Genomic DNA, 16235 nt, shown 5'->3' on the forward strand with positions numbered 1-16235 from the left:
ATATTGAAGATTTGTGAATTATTTGTAGATTAGCGGCTTTAATAATGGATATGAAAAATAAAGCTTTACCTCTTTTGTTTGCAGTATTTTCTGCATTTCCAACAGTATTGTTTGGACAGGATAATGAAAAACTGATTAAAGATTATATTTCTCAAAATAAAATAAGAGAATATAAAAAATCTGATCTTAATAATATCATTGTTGATAATGTAGATCCGTCAAAATCATTGAATGGTAATGTTGTTAAATTTCTACAGACATATAATGGTTTACCCATTTACAGCTCTGTAGGTACAGCATTGATTAAAGACAGTAAAATTGTTTATTATACAGATAATTTTGTAAAAGACTATACTGCATCTACATCGGGTACGGCTGTTATTAATAAAAATACAGCTCTTCAAAAAATTGCTGAAGACCTGAAAAACCCTGATATTGCAAATTTTACAATTCTTGAATATCTTGAAAAGACTCAGAAAAAAGCAACATCAGCCAATCAAAGACTTGTATATACCAACGACGAGAGTGGAAACCTGCGTTTGGCTTATGAATATACCTTAACAGAACCAAAGTCTCCAAATTTCTGGAATATTTTAGTAGATGCCAACAATGGGAATATTCTGTTAAAAAATAACCTGACTTTATCTTGTAATTTCAATCATGATGCTTACAGCTCAGATGCTGATTATAGCCATGCTGATCATTTTGAAAATACCCTAATGGGGCCTCAAAATAATGTAGCACAGAATAACTTTCCGTTACTTTTACCTGATAATGCATCATATAATGTATTTCCATTGCCTATTGAAGCACCTACTTTTGGTTCAAGATCAATCATTACTAATCCTTGGATATTAAGTGCTTCTCCTGAAGGATGGCATTCTGATGGTACTAATCATTATACTGTCACAAGAGGAAATAATGTTTTTGCTTATGAAGATGCTGCAGGAACAGCTTTAACAGCGCCTGATTATCTTACAGGAGCTCCGGCAGATGGTGGGGCCACAAGAAATTTTGATTTCCCTTTTAATATCAATGAAACTCCGTTAAGCAACAGGAATGCTGCTATTACGAATTTATTTTATCTGAATAATAGAATTCATGATGTTTTCTACAAATTTGGATTTACAGAATCTGCCAGAAACTTCCAGCAGAACAATTTTGGTAATGGACCTGTAGGAGGAGATGATGATTCTGTATATGCAGAGGCGCAGGATGGCAGCGGATTAAATAATGCGAATTTCTCTTCAGGGCAGGATGGTTATAATGGTAAAATGCAGATGTACCTTTGGTCTCCAGTTGGAAGGGTATTCTACTATAATGCACCTACTGCAGCCGTTTCCCGTACACCGGGAGCTGGAACTGCACAGTTTGGTGCTCCATTACCTATGAGCGGAATAACAGGAGATGTAGCTCTTTCATCAGTTTTGGATGGTTGTACAGCTTTGCCTGTAAGTTCATTGACTAATAAAATAGGACTGGTTGAGAGAGGAACATGTTCTTTTGCTATTAAAGTGAAAAACCTTCAGGATGCCGGAGCTAAAGCGGCTATTGTATATAATAACGCAGCGAATGGAGCTACTATAGGTAATATGGCAGGGAATGATCCAACAATTACAATTCCTTCAGTACTTATTACCAATGCAGAAGGAGAATATATCAAAACTCAGATGGCAGCAAGTACAACTGTAAATGTTACCCTAAAAGGAAATATGACTCCTGATGGAAGCTTTGATAATGGAATCGTAACTCATGAATATGGTCACGGAATATCCAACAGAATGACAGGTACAGGATATAACTGTCTGAATGCAGGAGTGAGTAGAGAACAGATGGGAGAAGGATGGTCTGATTTCTTCGCTTTAATGCTGACTAATAAAGCTGGAGATAATGCTACTGTAGCAAGAGGTACAGGTACTTATGCATTAGGTCAGGCGATAACAGGTGCTGGTATCAGACCTGCAAAATATTCAACAAGTCTTGCTGTTAACGGATTTACATATGGAGATACAAATGGAATGGAATACAATAACGGATCAGCAATCGTTCCCGATGTACACTCTATTGGTTTCGTCTGGGCTACTATGCTATGGGATCTTCACTGGAAATATGTTGAAAAATATGGTTATTCTTCAGATGTATTATCTACAACGCCTAACGGAAGTACAAAAGTATTACAGCTGGTAACAGATGCTTTGAAGCTTCAGACATGTAACCCTAGCTTTATTGATGGAAGAAATGCAATATTAGCTGCTGAGTTGGCAACAACTGGAGGTGTTGACAAATGCATGATCTGGGGAGTTTTTGCAAGAAGAGGTTTAGGAGTGAATGCATCAGCAGGAGTAAAAAATAATATTAATGATCAGGTTCAGGACTTTAATGTACCAGAGACATGTTTATTGGCTACTAATGAAGTGAATGGTGATAAGAATAAGAATATTTCTATCTATCCAAATCCTGCTAAAGACGAGTTTTATATCAACTTCCCAAGCAATACTCTTGGAAAAGTAAGTGTAGAACTTTATGATATGTCAGGTAAATTGGTTTCTTCTGAAGATAAAATTTCACCGGATGCTAAGAAAGCAATTTCTACAAGCAATCTGGTAAACGGAACTTATATGGTTAAAATCAAAGGACTTGGTTTTGAAGCAGCTTCAAAAGTAATGGTTAAAAAATAATTTACTTATTAATTAATTTCAAAATCGCCGCAAGCTTGCTTGCGGCGATTTTGTTTATCTATCATTATAACACTTCAGATAGGTTTAATTTATATGTTGTACCTTTGCAGGCTGTTAAAAAAATTATGAAGAAGAAAAATATACTAAAAGGTGTTTTATTTGTAGGGATTGGAGCTAGTATATACGGTATGTTGGCCACTTTTGTGAAAATGGCATACCATGATGGTTTCACCACTTCGGAAGTAACGACTTCCCAGTTTGTATTAGGTTTGACAGGACTTTTGATCCTCAATCTTATTCAGACTCTAACCTCAAAACAGAAGTTATCGCTGCCAAATTCTAAAGAAGTCAGAATGCTACTGCTTGCCGGAACTTCTTTAGGAGGAACAAGCTTATTCTATTATATTGCTGTACAGTATATCAATGTTTCAATTGCTATTGTATTGTTGATGCAGTCGGTATGGTTCAGTGTAGTGGTGGAAAGTATCATTACAAAAAAACTGCCTAACGCGAGGAAAGTAGTTTCTGTAGTTATTGTATTGCTGGGAACAGTTTTGGCAACTAATCTTATTAATATGGAGATAGAGCTAGACTGGCATGGGGTTTTCTGGGGATTAATGGCAGCCGCTTCATATACCTTGACGATGTTCACATCCAATACACTGGCTACCCATCTTCCGGTTTTCAGAAAAAGTATTATCATGTTGGCTGGTGGTTCTGTAGTGGTTTTTGCATTTTTATTCTTTGCTCAGATTGGGCCTATGTATTTTGATGGTTTAAAATCATTATACTTAAATTTTACAGAAAATACAGAGCATATTCACTCATTCAATTATTCAATATTCCTGACATATGGATTTGTGTTGGCTCTTTTTGGAACCATTATCCCACCGATTTTATTCAATGTAGGATTTCCGAATGCAGGATTGGGACTGGGAAGTATTGTTTCTTCACTGGAACTTCCGGTTTCCGTAACGATGGCCTTTGTTTTACTGGGTGAGAAAGTATTTCTGATCCAATGGATAGGAATTACCCTGATCCTTTTTGCTATTGTTCTGATGAATTTACCGTCAAAGAAAGAAAAAGCAGTTTCAATGGCAGAATTGTCTTAAAAATATTTAAATAAAATAATAGTTGAAACCGTTCCTTTTGGAGCGGTTTTTTTAATTTTAATCCTTTAAATAAAAGTTTCATGAAATATTTCAGAAATATAATGGCCGCTTTTACATTGACGGTCTCAGGTTTTATGTTTTCACAGGTAAAACCTCTGGATGCAATGCTGTCTGATTATCAATATCCCTATGAAGTTCATTTTTTTAATTTCAAGTCGCAGGGCGAAGAGTTGAAAATGGCTTACATGGATGTAAAACCACAAAAGCCTAATGGAAAAACAATAATGCTTCTCCATGGGAAAAACTTCAATGGGGCTTATTGGGAGAGGACAGCGAAAGATCTTTCTGCTAAAGGATTCAGAGTGGTGATTCCTGATCAGATAGGATTTGGAAAGTCTTCAAAACCCCATGATTACCAGTTTTCTTTTTCACAGCTGGCAGAAAATACGAAAGGAATTCTTGATGAACTAAAGATTGATAAAGCAATCGTTCTGGGACATTCAATGGGAGGAATGGTAGCGACCAGATTTACATTACTATATCCAGGGAAAGTACAGAAACTGATTCTTGAAAACCCGATCGGACTTGAAGATTATAAAACTTTTGCTGCTTACCAGACCATTGATCAGGCGTATCAATCTGAACTTAAAAATACATCGGAAACCTATAAAAACTATCAGCTGAAATTCTATTATGATAACAAATGGAAAGAAGAATATCAACCATGGCTTGACTTAATTGCAGGGTGGACGCTCCATAAAGATTATCCTCAGGTAGCCTGGGATGCAGCACTCACCTCAGATATGATTTACAACCAGCCCGTATGTTATGAATTTAAAAATATAAAAGTTCCTACACTCCTTATTATCGGAACAAGAGATAGGACTGCAATCGGGAAAGATAGAGCTCCCAAGAAACTTCAACCGAAAATGGGGCAATATCAGGAGCTAGGAAAGAAAACTCAACACGAAATTGCCGGTTCAAAGCTTGTTGAGCTTGACAATGTAGGACATCTTCCTCATATAGAAGTATATCCTCAATTTTTTGAAGCTCTATATCATTTTATACAATAGAATAAGCTTAATAACTATAAAATATTTGAAACATTAAGTTGGATAAGTGATTAGAATATTAAGTTATTTTATTTACTATTTTATCTTTAATGAAATTTAACCATTCTGACTCTTTATTAAACTTAATGTTTCAAATTTATTGCTCCCTGTGATTAATGAGTAGTAAAGCACACACACCAATTCCCGAAAACAAGATACAGGAAATTCCTAAATTCTGTATAAAACCAATGCTTATAAGGCCTAAACCTATCAGGATATAATAAATAAGTCCCAGCAAAGCTCCGGCACTTCCGGTTTCGTTTTTATAATTGATGAGTGCAGTACTCAGAATATTAGGAATTGCAGTGCTGAACGCCATCACAATGAAGAAATATGGAATTAAAAAGTATATCCCTTTACTTGCCAGAATCCATACGAAAATAGAGGCGATAAATGCAGTAAATGTACCTACTTTAATTAAGTATTTAGGTTGTAGATTCCTCAATAACAGGAATCTGTTAAGTTTTGCTCCGGCAAATGTTCCGCCAGCCAATATAACACTACTGTATCCGAAAACATACGAGGAATAATGATATTCTTTAAAGATAAACGGAGCCAGTGAGTAGTAAGAAAACAGCAAGACATTAAAACTCATAATCAGTAGACAGCACTTTATGATCGCTTGGTCACAAAGCATCCTCTTTAATAAATCAGTTAAAATACCCATGTTGATTTCTTTTACTGAATGGTGGGTTTCTGAAATTTTCTTACGGGAAAGAATAAAAAACAGCCCTGCAAGCAGGTATAAGGTTATAAAAACTCCCTGATATCCAACAGAAGAAGCCAATACTGATCCGGTAATCATTCCTATTACAGGACTTATGGATAAACCAATCCCGATCCAGGAAAATACTTTGCTGATGTTTTTTTGATCATAAGTATCTCTTAAAATCGTTTGGGTTACAATAGAGCCGACGGAGATTCCAAATGCAGAAATAATCCTGGCACTAAGGAGAATCATGAAATTAGGCGCAAAAACAGCTGTCAGTGTTCCAATGCCATAGGTGATAAGCCCATATTCAATGGATTTTTTCCTTCCGATTCTGTCACATTGAACTCCCCAAAATGCAACTCCCAGAGCAAATGCTATAAAATATAAGCTGATCGTAAGGGCAACAGATTCTTCTTTCACTCCGAACTGTTCCTGAATCATTGGCAAAACCGGGCTATAAATGGTTTCTACAAACTGAGGAAGCATTACAAGTACAGTCAGCAGCCAGATAGGATTTGTCTTTTTCATTTTTTTTCTGCAAAGTTTCCAAAATTTCAATGTATATTTATAATGATATAAAAACAAAAAATATCAAAAATAAGACATGGCTGTATTGGAACAAAATGAAGAGTTTGATGCGGATTCTATTCGGGAAAAAGTCATTGGAATAGCTTCTGATATGGTGATGCATGATTCCGGCTTTCATTTTCATACAACGAAAGCTCAGCTGCTATATGCACCTTCTGGCTGTATGACAGTCACTACTTCTGACAGGCAGTTCGTTCTTCCTCCATTCAGAATGCTTTGGATTCCTGCCAATGAGAGGCATAGGGTAAATTTTAGAAATATTGTAGCTTACAGATCAGTCTATTTTGATAAATGCTATGCAGAAAAATATATGAACTCCAGCCTTAAAGTTCTGCATGTAAATCCATTATTAAAAGAAATTATAGAAAGGATCTGCTTTTGGGAATGGTCAGATCTCAGAAATGATCAGGTCAGTCTGCTGAATGTATTTTGGGATGAAATAAGCAGAGCTCCGGAGGAAAAGCTGGAACTTAAAATACCGCAAGACAGACGTTTAAAGAAATTTTCAGAAGAGTGGACTCTGCGCTATGCTATGCCGCCGATGTTGAAAGACCTTGCCGAAAAGGCCGGGGCAGTGGAGAAAACAATCAGCCGTATTTTTAAAAAAGAAACAGGGTTGTCTTACCAGGAATGGAGGCAGCAGTGGCGGTTGCAGCGATCGATTGAACTTTTGGTAGAAGGTAATTCAATAGGAGAAGTGTCTCATATTTTAGACTTTTCATCAGACAGTGCTTTTATAGATTTTTTCAAAAAACAGACGGGAACCACACCTTTGCAATATCTCATAAAACATGAGTAATATTTTTTGTAGGTAATAAATAGTTCGGATAGTTCTACACCCTGTCAAGGTTTTAAACCTTGACAGGATGTACATCGTTGAATGATATTGATAATTTAGAAACAAAAAGGAACTTCAAATAGAAGATAAAGAATGTTTTAAACAAGAAAAGAGACTGTTTACGGATAAACAGCCTCTTTTTGTATGTATTGTTGTCTGAATTATTTCTTCTTGTAAGCAGCGTCTTTGATTCTTGCTTTCTTACCTCTAAGGTCTCTGAAGTAGTAAATTCTAGCTCTTCTAACTCTACCTTTTCTATCAAGCTCAATTTTTTGAAGCGCAGGCAGGTTAATAGGGAATACTCTTTCTACACCTACATCACCACTCATTTTTCTGATAGTGAAAGTTTTTGTAGAACCAGTACCTCTTAATTGGATAACTGTTCCTTTGAAGAACTGAGTTCTTGTCTTTTGTCCTTCTTTAATTTCGTAATACACAGTAATTGTATCACCTGCTTTGAATTCAGGGAATTCTTTTTTCGCAATGTACTTGTCTTGTACGTACTTTAATAAATCCATTATTAATAAATAAAATGTTAAAGCTAAGCAACTTACACGTTCTTCGTCAGAGGTTGAATAACAGGTTGCAAATGTACAAAATAGTTTTCAAATATGCCAAATAATTAATGTACTAAAAACTATAATTTTTTCATTCAGGTTTTGCTGAAAAATTAATGGTTTCTTTAAAATACCATCAGACAGAGTTTATATGGGAAACCTACTTTTGCCCGAAGTAAAAAATCCGAACAGCGATTTTTTAAATTCCTGATTCACAACTTAAAACTATATGTTATTTTAAAACTAAAGCTATTATGAAACATTATTTCTTCTTTTTTTGTTTCGCGGTCCAGATGGCTTTCGGACAGGTTTTGTTTCCATATTTACAAAACCCAACCCCGAATTCTATGATCGTCAATTGGAAAACAGCTTCCAATAATGAAACAACTGTAATCTACGGAAATTCTCCAACGAATTTGAACGTGACGGTAACAGGGACAACCAATATCTTCTCAGATACCGGATATAATAACAACTATTATTATCACACAGCAAAGGTTACCAATTTGCAGCCGAACACTAAATATTATTATAAGATAAAAACGGGAACCAGTGAATCTGCCGTTTATAATTTCAGAACACTTCCTTTGCCGGGACAGGCCGTAACTGCCAATGGAAAGATCCGTTTCCTTATTATGGGGGACAACCAGATCAAAGCAGAGCCAAGATATGATACGCTTACTTTGAATGCGTATAAAAAATTAAAGGAAAAATTCGGAGCTGCTTCAGATCCGTCAGATAATATTGCCCTTACTTTTATGGTGGGTGATCAGGTGGATGTAGGAACATTGGACCATTATGAGAATGTTCACTTTAAAAAGAACATCAAATTATCACCTTATCTCCCTATCCAGACAACAGTAGGAAATCATGAAACCTATGGAACGATGGGAATGAATTCTTACTATGCCCATTTTTATATTGATGAAATTAGTTATAAAGGGATAAGCTCAGGTAATGAAAATTATTATGCTCAGCAGGCTGGGAACGTGTTATTCGTAAGTTTAAGCTCAGAACATACGGGTTCTGCACAGCAGACATGGCTTCAGCAGATCTTAACAGCAGCTAATAATGATACTACAGTAGACTGGATCATTTCTTTGAGCCACAGACCTTATCAGGCTGAGCAGTATGTAGGAGATATCTCTACATGGGTAAGAGAAAATGCAGTACCGCTTCTGGTAACTTCGGATAAATATTTAATGCACGTTGGTGCTCACCACCATTTATATCACAGAGGTCAGCTGAAAAATACACCGAATTATCAGATTATTTCCGGAGGAACTGCTTGGGATCAGTATTGGGGAATGTCTAATGAAAAAGATTTTGATGATGTTCAGAAAACCTTGACAGACTGGACGTATCAGATCGTAGAAGTAGATATTCCGACAGGAAAAGTGGATATTGAATGTTATTCTATCGGAGGAGTATACAACAAGAAAAATAATGTACTGGTAGATTCTTTCCATAGGTATAAAAATCAACCTAAACCGGCAAAACCATCCATTACAAACACTTTTACGGGTACTACTACTTTACCTTTGACATTGAATGGAAGTGCATTTTCTTCTTCAAATAATGAACTGTTGAACACGACACAGTTTCTGATCAGTAAGACATCCAATTTTTCTGTGATTGAAAAAGAATTTTACCGTGATTTTGAAAACTGGTTCGGAAAAGACGGAAACGGAACTCCTGATAAAACCAAAAATCTGAATGATGGAGTAGACATTACAAAAGCAACACTGGCTTCGAACTCTATTCCAAACGGAATTTATTACGTGAAAACCCGTTACAGAGACAGAAACCTGGAATGGAGTGACTGGAGTGATGTGAAACAGTTTGAAATCACGGGAAGTGTAGTTTCAAATCCTACATTTACTTTAAATAAAACAGAATATGCCCAAAATGAAGCCATTACCGCTACTTTCACAGGAGGTCCCGGAAATCAGCAGGATTGGGTAGGAATTTATAAAAAAGGGCAAACGCCGGCCAGTACTACTTCACAAGTGTACAGTTATACTAATGGACAGGTAGCAGGAACGGTTACGTTTAATAATGGTATGGCAAATAAAGGTCAGTATTTTGCAGGATTTTTTGCTAACGGAGGGTATACAGAAATCACTCCAAGAAAAGAATTCTATGTAGGTCCGAAAGTTCAGCTGCAGACAACTTCTGATACGTATCCCGTAGGAGGAACGGTTGTTCTTAATTTTACAGACGGGCCTAATTTACAGAAAGACTGGATTGGAATTTATAAAATGGGACAGACTCCGGGAACTACAGCTTCTATCAAATGGAGCTATGTAACGACTGCATCAGGAACATTGAATTTTACAGGGCTTCCGAAAGGATACTACTACGCTCAGTATCTGCTGGAAGACGGATATAACGGAATCGGGGAGAAGGTATTCTTTAAAGTAGGAGATATCGTTACAGATCTTTGGATCAATAAACCGGTATATACTTTAGGAGAAAACATTACCGCTTCATGGACAGATTCCCCGGGAATTATCAAAGACTGGTTAGGAATCTACCCTCAAAGTGTTCAGACACCGGATGATAATTTTGTTTCTTATACGTATTTTGACGGTGTAACTCAGGGGACAAAAACTATTCAGGGAACAGCAGTGCCTGCCACACCAGGAAACTATTATATGGTCATGTTTACCAATGATTCTTATACAGAAGTTTCAAACAGGGTACAGTTTCAGGTAACCTCACCAACATTAGGAACGGAAGAAACAAGAAGTACAGAGAAAAATGTAGTGTTGTATCCAAACCCAACCAAACCGGGACAGCCTACTTTCATCAAAAGTGATTACCCAATTGAAAAAATTGAATTGGTCTCAGCTTCTGGAGAATTACTGTATGTGTCAAAAAATATCAATAACCAACGTTTCTCTTTGGTGAATGAGAATCTTCCGACGGGCGTTTACTTCGTTAAAGTACACGGAAGAAAACTATTTACTTTAAAGCTGATTATTCAGTAACAGGTAAACGAAACCCAATTATAATTTAGAGACTGCTGAAATAGCGGTCTCTTTTTTATTGTTTAAACATAACGCCTGCTCAATCTGAACAATTTGCAGAAATGTTTACCACAAACATTTGTGAAAATCTGTGTCATCTGCGTTTAAATAAAAAGGCGATTCCAAAAATTGAAACCGCCTTTCATATGTTTATGCAGTGATTAGTCTAAATATAGATCATCTTCGCTTAATGCCGCCGGATTTTCGGTAGAAGCATATTCGTCCGGAATATCAGCCAGTATTTTGGTTTCCTGAAGAAGCCTTCCATCCGTACTGTAAAGTTTTAAGAGTACCCATTTTCCATTGCGTTCAAGTTCTTTAACTCCGTTTAAGGTGTTGAACTTTATTTTTCCGCTTTGTAAGATACCTGCTTTTACAGAAGATTTATTGGCGGGTTTCCCTTTTACATACTGTACAATTTGTGCTGTGAAAAAGTAATCATTATCTCCGTCTTCACTCAAAGGCTGGTTGTAAGTGTATAAGAGAATACCTTTATTATCATAGATAGTGGCGTCGTAAGCTGTTTGTTTAGAATTTAATTTCTTCTCAGATTTCAGCTTTTTCTCTTCAGTATATATTTTAGTATTCACTAAAACGCCTTCCTTATATTGAGTTTCGGTAAATCCTTCATAGGCTGTACCATTATAAGGCATTTCATCTTTATAGGTTAAGGTAGATTTCAGTTTTCCATCCGGAGAATAATATTTAATCTCCTGGGTAACATCGTCTTTTAAAATTTTCTCAGATGATAATTTTCCTTCTTCGTCAAAATATTTACTGGTGATGATTGAGCCGTTTTTATATACATCAATAGAAGATATCAGTGCATAATCATAATTAAGCTGATAATCTTCACCCTCTGTCGGCTGGTAAATATCATTCTCTTTATCGTACTTATAAATAAGGTGGCCTATTTTTTTACCGGATTCATCATAAGTGGTTTTATAACCGTCTTTTTTGTTTCTCTTCTGTTCCTGAAGCAGCTGTCCATTTTTAGCATAGATGATACTTTCCTTTATACTGCCGTCACTTTTAGTTTTTTCGATTTTCGAAATCCTCATTGGATTCGGATAATAATCTACCTGCAGTCCCTCTCCTGAACCCGAAGGAGATGTACCAATAAGTTTCCCTTTCTCACCGTAATATTTAGTCTCATAATTACCGTCTTTGTCAGAAGTGGTTTCATATCTGATTCCTTTAATATCATCATCATAAATAATGGTCTTTATGGGCAGAGAATTTTCATAATTGGTTATCGTGTTATAAAAAGATTCATTTTCAGGATCCTTGTATGACACCATTTTTCCAGTAAAGTTACCGTCAGCTTTGTAGACCATATCTTCTGTAATCCGGCCTTTATCATCATAAGACTGAGAATCTCCCACCTGCTTTCCGTTAGAATAAGTTACGGTACTCATGATCTTTCCTTCAGGAGTGTACCAGACTACTTTTCCGTCAAAAACTTCACTGTTGGGAGTTGCATCAGAAGCAAGTCCTTCCATTTGAAGTTTTCCGTCCTTATAAAAATCTTTGATAAGGGTGAGTTTGCCTTTAGGAGTCGTTTCACGGTAATATTCCATTTTATCCTGAGTGGTTTTTTCCCAGTTTTCATCAAAATATGTTTTTTCTTGTGCATACATATTGATGCTGAGTACCAGGGCAAGTAATGCTGAGGTAAATAATTTTTTCATGTTTTATTTAAGGTTTGATTTTGTATATGATTAATGTGATGGTATAATGTTGAAATATTCTCTGAAGAGATCAGAAGAAGTAAAAGGGCAATAATGGTCTGCCGTAAAATAATTTTTATATTAAAATTGTGTTTAAGTCAATGATATCCGAAATAAGAATACACTGTATCTCTGGATTTGAAGCCTCAAATATAAATCAAATTGACGAAAAATACCACAAAAACGAACAGACTTGTTCATTTGTTTTGATAAAAGTTTGATTTTTATAGTTTTAAATATCAAAAAAAAGGATTCTATTCAGGATCATTTTGGTTCATCGGATATACCGGAAAATTTATTAAATTTAGCCAACAGAAAAATCTAATATTTCATGATAGATAAAAGAGTAAAAAATGCAAAGGAGGCCATCGAAGGAATTCAGGATGGAATGACACTGATGCTTGGCGGATTCGGACTTTGCGGTATCCCGGAAAACTCAATCAATGCTTTGGTAGAAAGTGATGTGAAAGATCTGACTTGTATTTCAAACAATGCAGGAGTAGATGATTTCGGATTAGGATTATTGCTTCACAAAAGACAGATCAAGAAAATGATCTCTTCTTATGTAGGAGAAAATGCTGAATTTGAAAGACAGATGCTTTCAGGTGAGCTGGATGTAGAACTTACTCCACAAGGGACCTTAGCTGAAAAATGCAGAGCTGCCCAGGCGGGAATTCCTGCTTTTTATACCCCTGCAGGATACGGAACTGAAGTAGCAGAAGGAAAAGAAGTAAAAGAATTCAAAGGGAAACCTCACATCCTGGAGCATGCTTACGAAGCAGACTATTCTATCGTAAAAGCATGGAAAGGAGACCACGCCGGAAACCTTATCTTCAAAGGATCTGCAAGAAATTTCAATCATCCTATGGCAGGAGCTGCGAAGATCACGATTGCTGAAGTAGAAGAACTGGTAGAACCGGGACAATTGGATCCCAACGAAATTCATATTCCGGGAATCATGATTCAAAGAATTTTCCAGGGAGAAAAATTTGAAAAAAGAATTGAGCAGAGAACAGTAAGAACTAAAGAATAAGCTCGAATAATAAAATAAAAAAGCGCTGAAAATATTTTCAGCGCTTTTTTTATGCTTGAGGATTCAGTGTTTTTCTTTCTCCGATTTGTTGTCTCCACATGGCATAATAAAGGCCTTTTTCGGCAATCAGATTGCTGTGGGAGCCTGTTTCCACTACCTGCCCACGTTCAAGAACATAGATTTTATCAGCATGCATAATTGTACTTAAACGGTGTGCAATAAGTACTGTAATTTGTTCTCTTTCTTTTGATATGTCCTTAATGGTTGTAGTAATTTCTTCTTCAGTAATACTGTCCAACGCAGAAGTAGCTTCATCAAATATCAGCAGATGAGGTTTTCTTAAAAGCGCTCTTGCAATGGCAATTCTTTGCTTTTCACCGCCACTCAGCTTCAGACCGCCTTCACCAATAACGGTTTCAATTCCTTTTTCAGCCCTTTCCAGCAATGCTGTACAGCTCGATTTCTGTAAAGCAACAGCCAGTTCCTCTTCAGTAGCTGAAGGATTTACGAAAAGAAGGTTTTCTTTAATAGTTCCTGCAAATAACTGGGTATCCTGCGTTACAAAACCAATTTGATTTCTCAGTTCATCAAAATCAAACTCCTTTCCATTAATTCCATTGTAAAAAATATTCCCTTCCTGAGGTCTGTACAATCCAACCAGCAGTTTTACCAATGTACTTTTTCCGGAACCGCTAGGCCCTACAAAAGCAATAGTTTCTCCGTTTTTAAGATCAAAAGAGATATTATTCAAGGCTTTATACTGAGCAGACTGATGTTTGAAAGAAACATGTTTGAATTCCAGCTCTTCAATAGCGCCAATTTGTTTTGGATGAAGAGGCTTTTCTTCTACTTCTTTTTTCATTAAACGGTCAAAATTCTGAAGAGAAGCTTCTGCTTCACGGTAAGAAATAATGATGTTCCCGATTTCCTGCATAGGCCCGAAAATAAAGAAACCATAAAACATCAGAGACAGATACTGCCCTGGAGTCACAATATTTTTAAAAATTAAATACAATAAAGTCAGGGTAATCATTTGCTGGAGAAAATTCACCATCGTTCCCTGGATAAAACTTAAAGAACGGATGCTTTTTACCTTTCTCAATTCAAGACCAAGGATTTTATAGGTATTGTTATTTAAACGGATTACTTCCTGATTGGTTAATCCTAAACTTTTAACAATCTCAATATTTCTTAAACTTTCTGTAGTACTTCCGGCTAACGCTGTTGTTTCAGTAACAATGTTTTTCTGAATTACTTTTATTCTCTTACTCAATAAATTGGTGACAATAGCAATAAAGAAAATTCCAGAGATATAAACCGGCATAATAGACCAGTGTAAACGGATCGCATATACTGAAACGAAGATAATACTCACCAGAATTCCGAAGAAAATATTGATGAAATTAGTAATGAATTTTACCGTATCTTCTCTTACTTTCGTTAAAATAGACAAGGTTTCACCACTTCTCTGATCTTCAAACTCCTGAAAAGGCAGCGCCATGGAATGTCGAAGACCATCTGTGAATATTTTTGCTCCAAATTTTTGGGTAATCACACTTACTACATAATCCTGAAAAGCTTTTGCAATTCTACTTACCATGGCCGTTCCGATAAGTAACCCTAGAAAATAAAATGCGCCATGGTATACTGTGCTGCCGTAGAGATATTCGTTAAGGTTTCTGGGCAGCAGTTTTTCTTTATCAAAAAAATTAGGGTGAGTAACCAGCTGATCCAGGATATTTCCTGTAATAGCCGGCGCAAATAAAGAGAAAACCTGATTAATAGTAGCCAAAAATAAAGAAATGAGAATCAGCCACTGATAAGGTTTAAGATATTTAAAAAGTATTTTCATTCTGTTAAAATAATGAGGCAAAATTACAGATATTATTTTAACTAACAGTGTTAATTATTGAACACAACAAAGCTCTTTTGTATTCAAGTGAAAATAATTAAATTGCAGTCTAAGTTTTTATTATGCTTACAAAAGAACAAATTGCCAAAAGAATTTCAAAAGAACTGAAAGATCGTTATTATGTAAACCTGGGAATTGGGATTCCTACTTTGGTTGCCAACTATGTTCCGGAAGGTATTTCCGTAGAATTCCAGAGTGAGAACGGAGTTTTGGGGATGGGGCCTTTCCCTTTCGCAGGAGAAGAGGATGCTGATATCATCAATGCCGGAAAACAAACCATTACTATTTTAGAAGGAGGTTCATTCTTTGATTCTGCATTCAGTTTCGGGATGATTCGTGGTCAGAAAGTAGACCTTACTATCCTTGGAGCCATGGAGGTTTCAGAAAACGGAGATATTGCCAACTGGAAAATCCCCGGAAAAATGGTGAAAGGAATGGGAGGTGCTATGGACCTTGTAGCTTCTGCTGAAAATATTATTGTTGCAATGATGCACGTGAACAAAGCGGGAGAAAGCAAAATCCTTAAGAAATGTACTCTTCCTTTAACAGGAGTCAACTGTGTAAAAAAAGTGGTTACTGAATTAGCTGTTCTGGATGTAACTCCGGCAGGTTTCAAACTCGTGGAAAGAGCACCGGGAGTTTCAGTAGAAGATATTATTAAAGCTACAGAAGCAGATCTGATCATTGAAGGTGAAATTCCTGAAATGCAGTTCTAATCTGATACAATATAACAGTTTCGGCCTCACAAAGTGAGGCCGAAACTGTTTTTAATGACATAGGAGATCGGAGCGTCAAAAAAATAACTCCTGTGAACGTTAAGAAAATTCTCCTGTCCGAAGCGCGAGACGAATTTGGAACTAATTAACCAATATAGATTTCGCGCAAGTTTAGAATTTTTAGAGAGCAGGAATTATTTTTAGCGGAGAGGTCC

Annotated in this window: 11 protein-coding genes; 7 read left to right on the plus strand and 4 right to left on the minus strand. The window is 36.2% G+C overall.

Annotated features, from left to right (window positions below):
* The first annotated feature begins 50 nt into the window (after nucleotides 1-50).
* The 3 genes from ACTJIP_RS07245 to ACTJIP_RS07255 all read left to right on the plus strand — a co-directional run bounded on the left by ACTJIP_RS07245 (nucleotide 51) and on the right by ACTJIP_RS07255 (nucleotide 4863).
* Complete coding sequence (locus ACTJIP_RS07245; RefSeq protein WP_440704301.1) at nucleotides 51-2678, plus strand: T9SS-dependent M36 family metallopeptidase; 2628 nt, start codon at nucleotides 51-53, stop codon at nucleotides 2676-2678.
* 125 nt (nucleotides 2679-2803) lie between these two features.
* A complete protein-coding gene (locus ACTJIP_RS07250) occupies nucleotides 2804-3790 on the plus strand; it encodes an EamA family transporter (RefSeq protein WP_077415246.1) in 987 nt (328 codons plus the stop codon).
* A gap of 80 nt (nucleotides 3791-3870) precedes the next feature.
* Nucleotides 3871-4863: an alpha/beta fold hydrolase gene (locus tag ACTJIP_RS07255; RefSeq protein WP_440704302.1), complete on the plus strand. Its 993-nt coding sequence runs from the start codon at nucleotides 3871-3873 to the stop codon at nucleotides 4861-4863.
* Between the two features lie 136 nt (nucleotides 4864-4999).
* On the opposite strand, the gene ACTJIP_RS07260 is transcribed toward ACTJIP_RS07255, so the two are convergent.
* Nucleotides 5000-6142, minus strand: coding sequence for an MFS transporter (locus ACTJIP_RS07260; RefSeq protein WP_440704303.1), 1143 nt, complete (start codon nucleotides 6140-6142; stop codon nucleotides 5000-5002).
* Nucleotides 6143-6218: 76 nt separating this feature from the next.
* Here ACTJIP_RS07260 and ACTJIP_RS07265 point away from each other — a divergent pair, with 76 nt between their 5' ends.
* Nucleotides 6219-7001 (plus strand): AraC family transcriptional regulator, encoded by a 783-nt coding sequence (locus ACTJIP_RS07265; protein WP_219072409.1) that lies wholly within the window; start codon nucleotides 6219-6221, stop codon nucleotides 6999-7001.
* 200 nt (nucleotides 7002-7201) lie between these two features.
* Here ACTJIP_RS07265 and rplS read toward each other — a convergent pair whose 3' ends face one another.
* Nucleotides 7202-7558, minus strand: a complete 357-nt coding sequence (gene rplS / locus ACTJIP_RS07270) for a 50S ribosomal protein L19 (RefSeq protein WP_047376947.1) — start codon at nucleotides 7556-7558, stop codon at nucleotides 7202-7204.
* A 293-nt stretch (nucleotides 7559-7851) separates the two neighbouring features.
* On the opposite strand from rplS, the gene ACTJIP_RS07275 reads away from it, so the two are divergent.
* On the plus strand, nucleotides 7852-10590 hold the full coding sequence (locus tag ACTJIP_RS07275) for a fibronectin type III domain-containing protein (protein ID WP_428168617.1): 2739 nt from the start codon (nucleotides 7852-7854) through the stop codon (nucleotides 10588-10590).
* 200 nt (nucleotides 10591-10790) lie between these two features.
* On the opposite strand, the gene ACTJIP_RS07280 is transcribed toward ACTJIP_RS07275, so the two are convergent.
* Entirely contained in the window at nucleotides 10791-12320 is a 1530-nt protein-coding gene (locus ACTJIP_RS07280) for a membrane-binding protein (protein WP_440704304.1), read from the minus strand.
* A gap of 370 nt (nucleotides 12321-12690) precedes the next feature.
* Between ACTJIP_RS07280 and ACTJIP_RS07285 the strand changes: the two genes are divergently transcribed.
* On the plus strand, nucleotides 12691-13392 hold the full coding sequence (locus ACTJIP_RS07285; protein WP_047423619.1) for a CoA transferase subunit A: 702 nt from the start codon (nucleotides 12691-12693) through the stop codon (nucleotides 13390-13392).
* 49 nt (nucleotides 13393-13441) lie between these two features.
* Here ACTJIP_RS07285 and ACTJIP_RS07290 read toward each other — a convergent pair whose 3' ends face one another.
* Nucleotides 13442-15244 (minus strand): ABC transporter ATP-binding protein, encoded by a 1803-nt coding sequence (locus tag ACTJIP_RS07290; protein WP_180565495.1) that lies wholly within the window; start codon nucleotides 15242-15244, stop codon nucleotides 13442-13444.
* 122 nt (nucleotides 15245-15366) lie between these two features.
* On the opposite strand from ACTJIP_RS07290, the gene ACTJIP_RS07295 reads away from it, so the two are divergent.
* The gene (locus ACTJIP_RS07295) at nucleotides 15367-16020 is read left to right on the plus strand and encodes a CoA transferase subunit B (protein WP_047376943.1); all 654 of its coding nucleotides are present in this window, start codon (nucleotides 15367-15369) and stop codon (nucleotides 16018-16020) included.
* Nucleotides 16021-16235: the final 215 nt, after the last annotated feature.

The sequence above is a fragment of the Chryseobacterium sp. 22543 genome (assembly GCF_052044565.1).
Classification (GTDB): Bacteria; Bacteroidota; Bacteroidia; order Flavobacteriales; family Weeksellaceae; genus Chryseobacterium.

Coding starts and splice junctions, on each gene's coding strand:
- ACTJIP_RS07280 (WP_440704304.1), bottom strand. CDS start 12,320: ATGAAAAAATTATTTACCTCAGCATTACTTGCCCTGGTACTCAGCATC.
- ACTJIP_RS07260 (WP_440704303.1), bottom strand. CDS start 6,142: ATGAAAAAGACAAATCCTATCTGGCTGCTGACTGTACTTGTAATGCTT.
- ACTJIP_RS07255 (WP_440704302.1), top strand. CDS start 3,871: ATGAAATATTTCAGAAATATAATGGCCGCTTTTACATTGACGGTCTCA.
- ACTJIP_RS07250 (WP_077415246.1), top strand. CDS start 2,804: ATGAAGAAGAAAAATATACTAAAAGGTGTTTTATTTGTAGGGATTGGA.
- ACTJIP_RS07295 (WP_047376943.1), top strand. CDS start 15,367: ATGCTTACAAAAGAACAAATTGCCAAAAGAATTTCAAAAGAACTGAAA.
- ACTJIP_RS07275 (WP_428168617.1), top strand. CDS start 7,852: ATGAAACATTATTTCTTCTTTTTTTGTTTCGCGGTCCAGATGGCTTTC.
- ACTJIP_RS07290 (WP_180565495.1), bottom strand. CDS start 15,244: ATGAAAATACTTTTTAAATATCTTAAACCTTATCAGTGGCTGATTCTC.
- ACTJIP_RS07265 (WP_219072409.1), top strand. CDS start 6,219: ATGGCTGTATTGGAACAAAATGAAGAGTTTGATGCGGATTCTATTCGG.
- rplS (WP_047376947.1), bottom strand. CDS start 7,558: ATGGATTTATTAAAGTACGTACAAGACAAGTACATTGCGAAAAAAGAA.
- ACTJIP_RS07285 (WP_047423619.1), top strand. CDS start 12,691: ATGATAGATAAAAGAGTAAAAAATGCAAAGGAGGCCATCGAAGGAATT.
- ACTJIP_RS07245 (WP_440704301.1), top strand. CDS start 51: ATGAAAAATAAAGCTTTACCTCTTTTGTTTGCAGTATTTTCTGCATTT.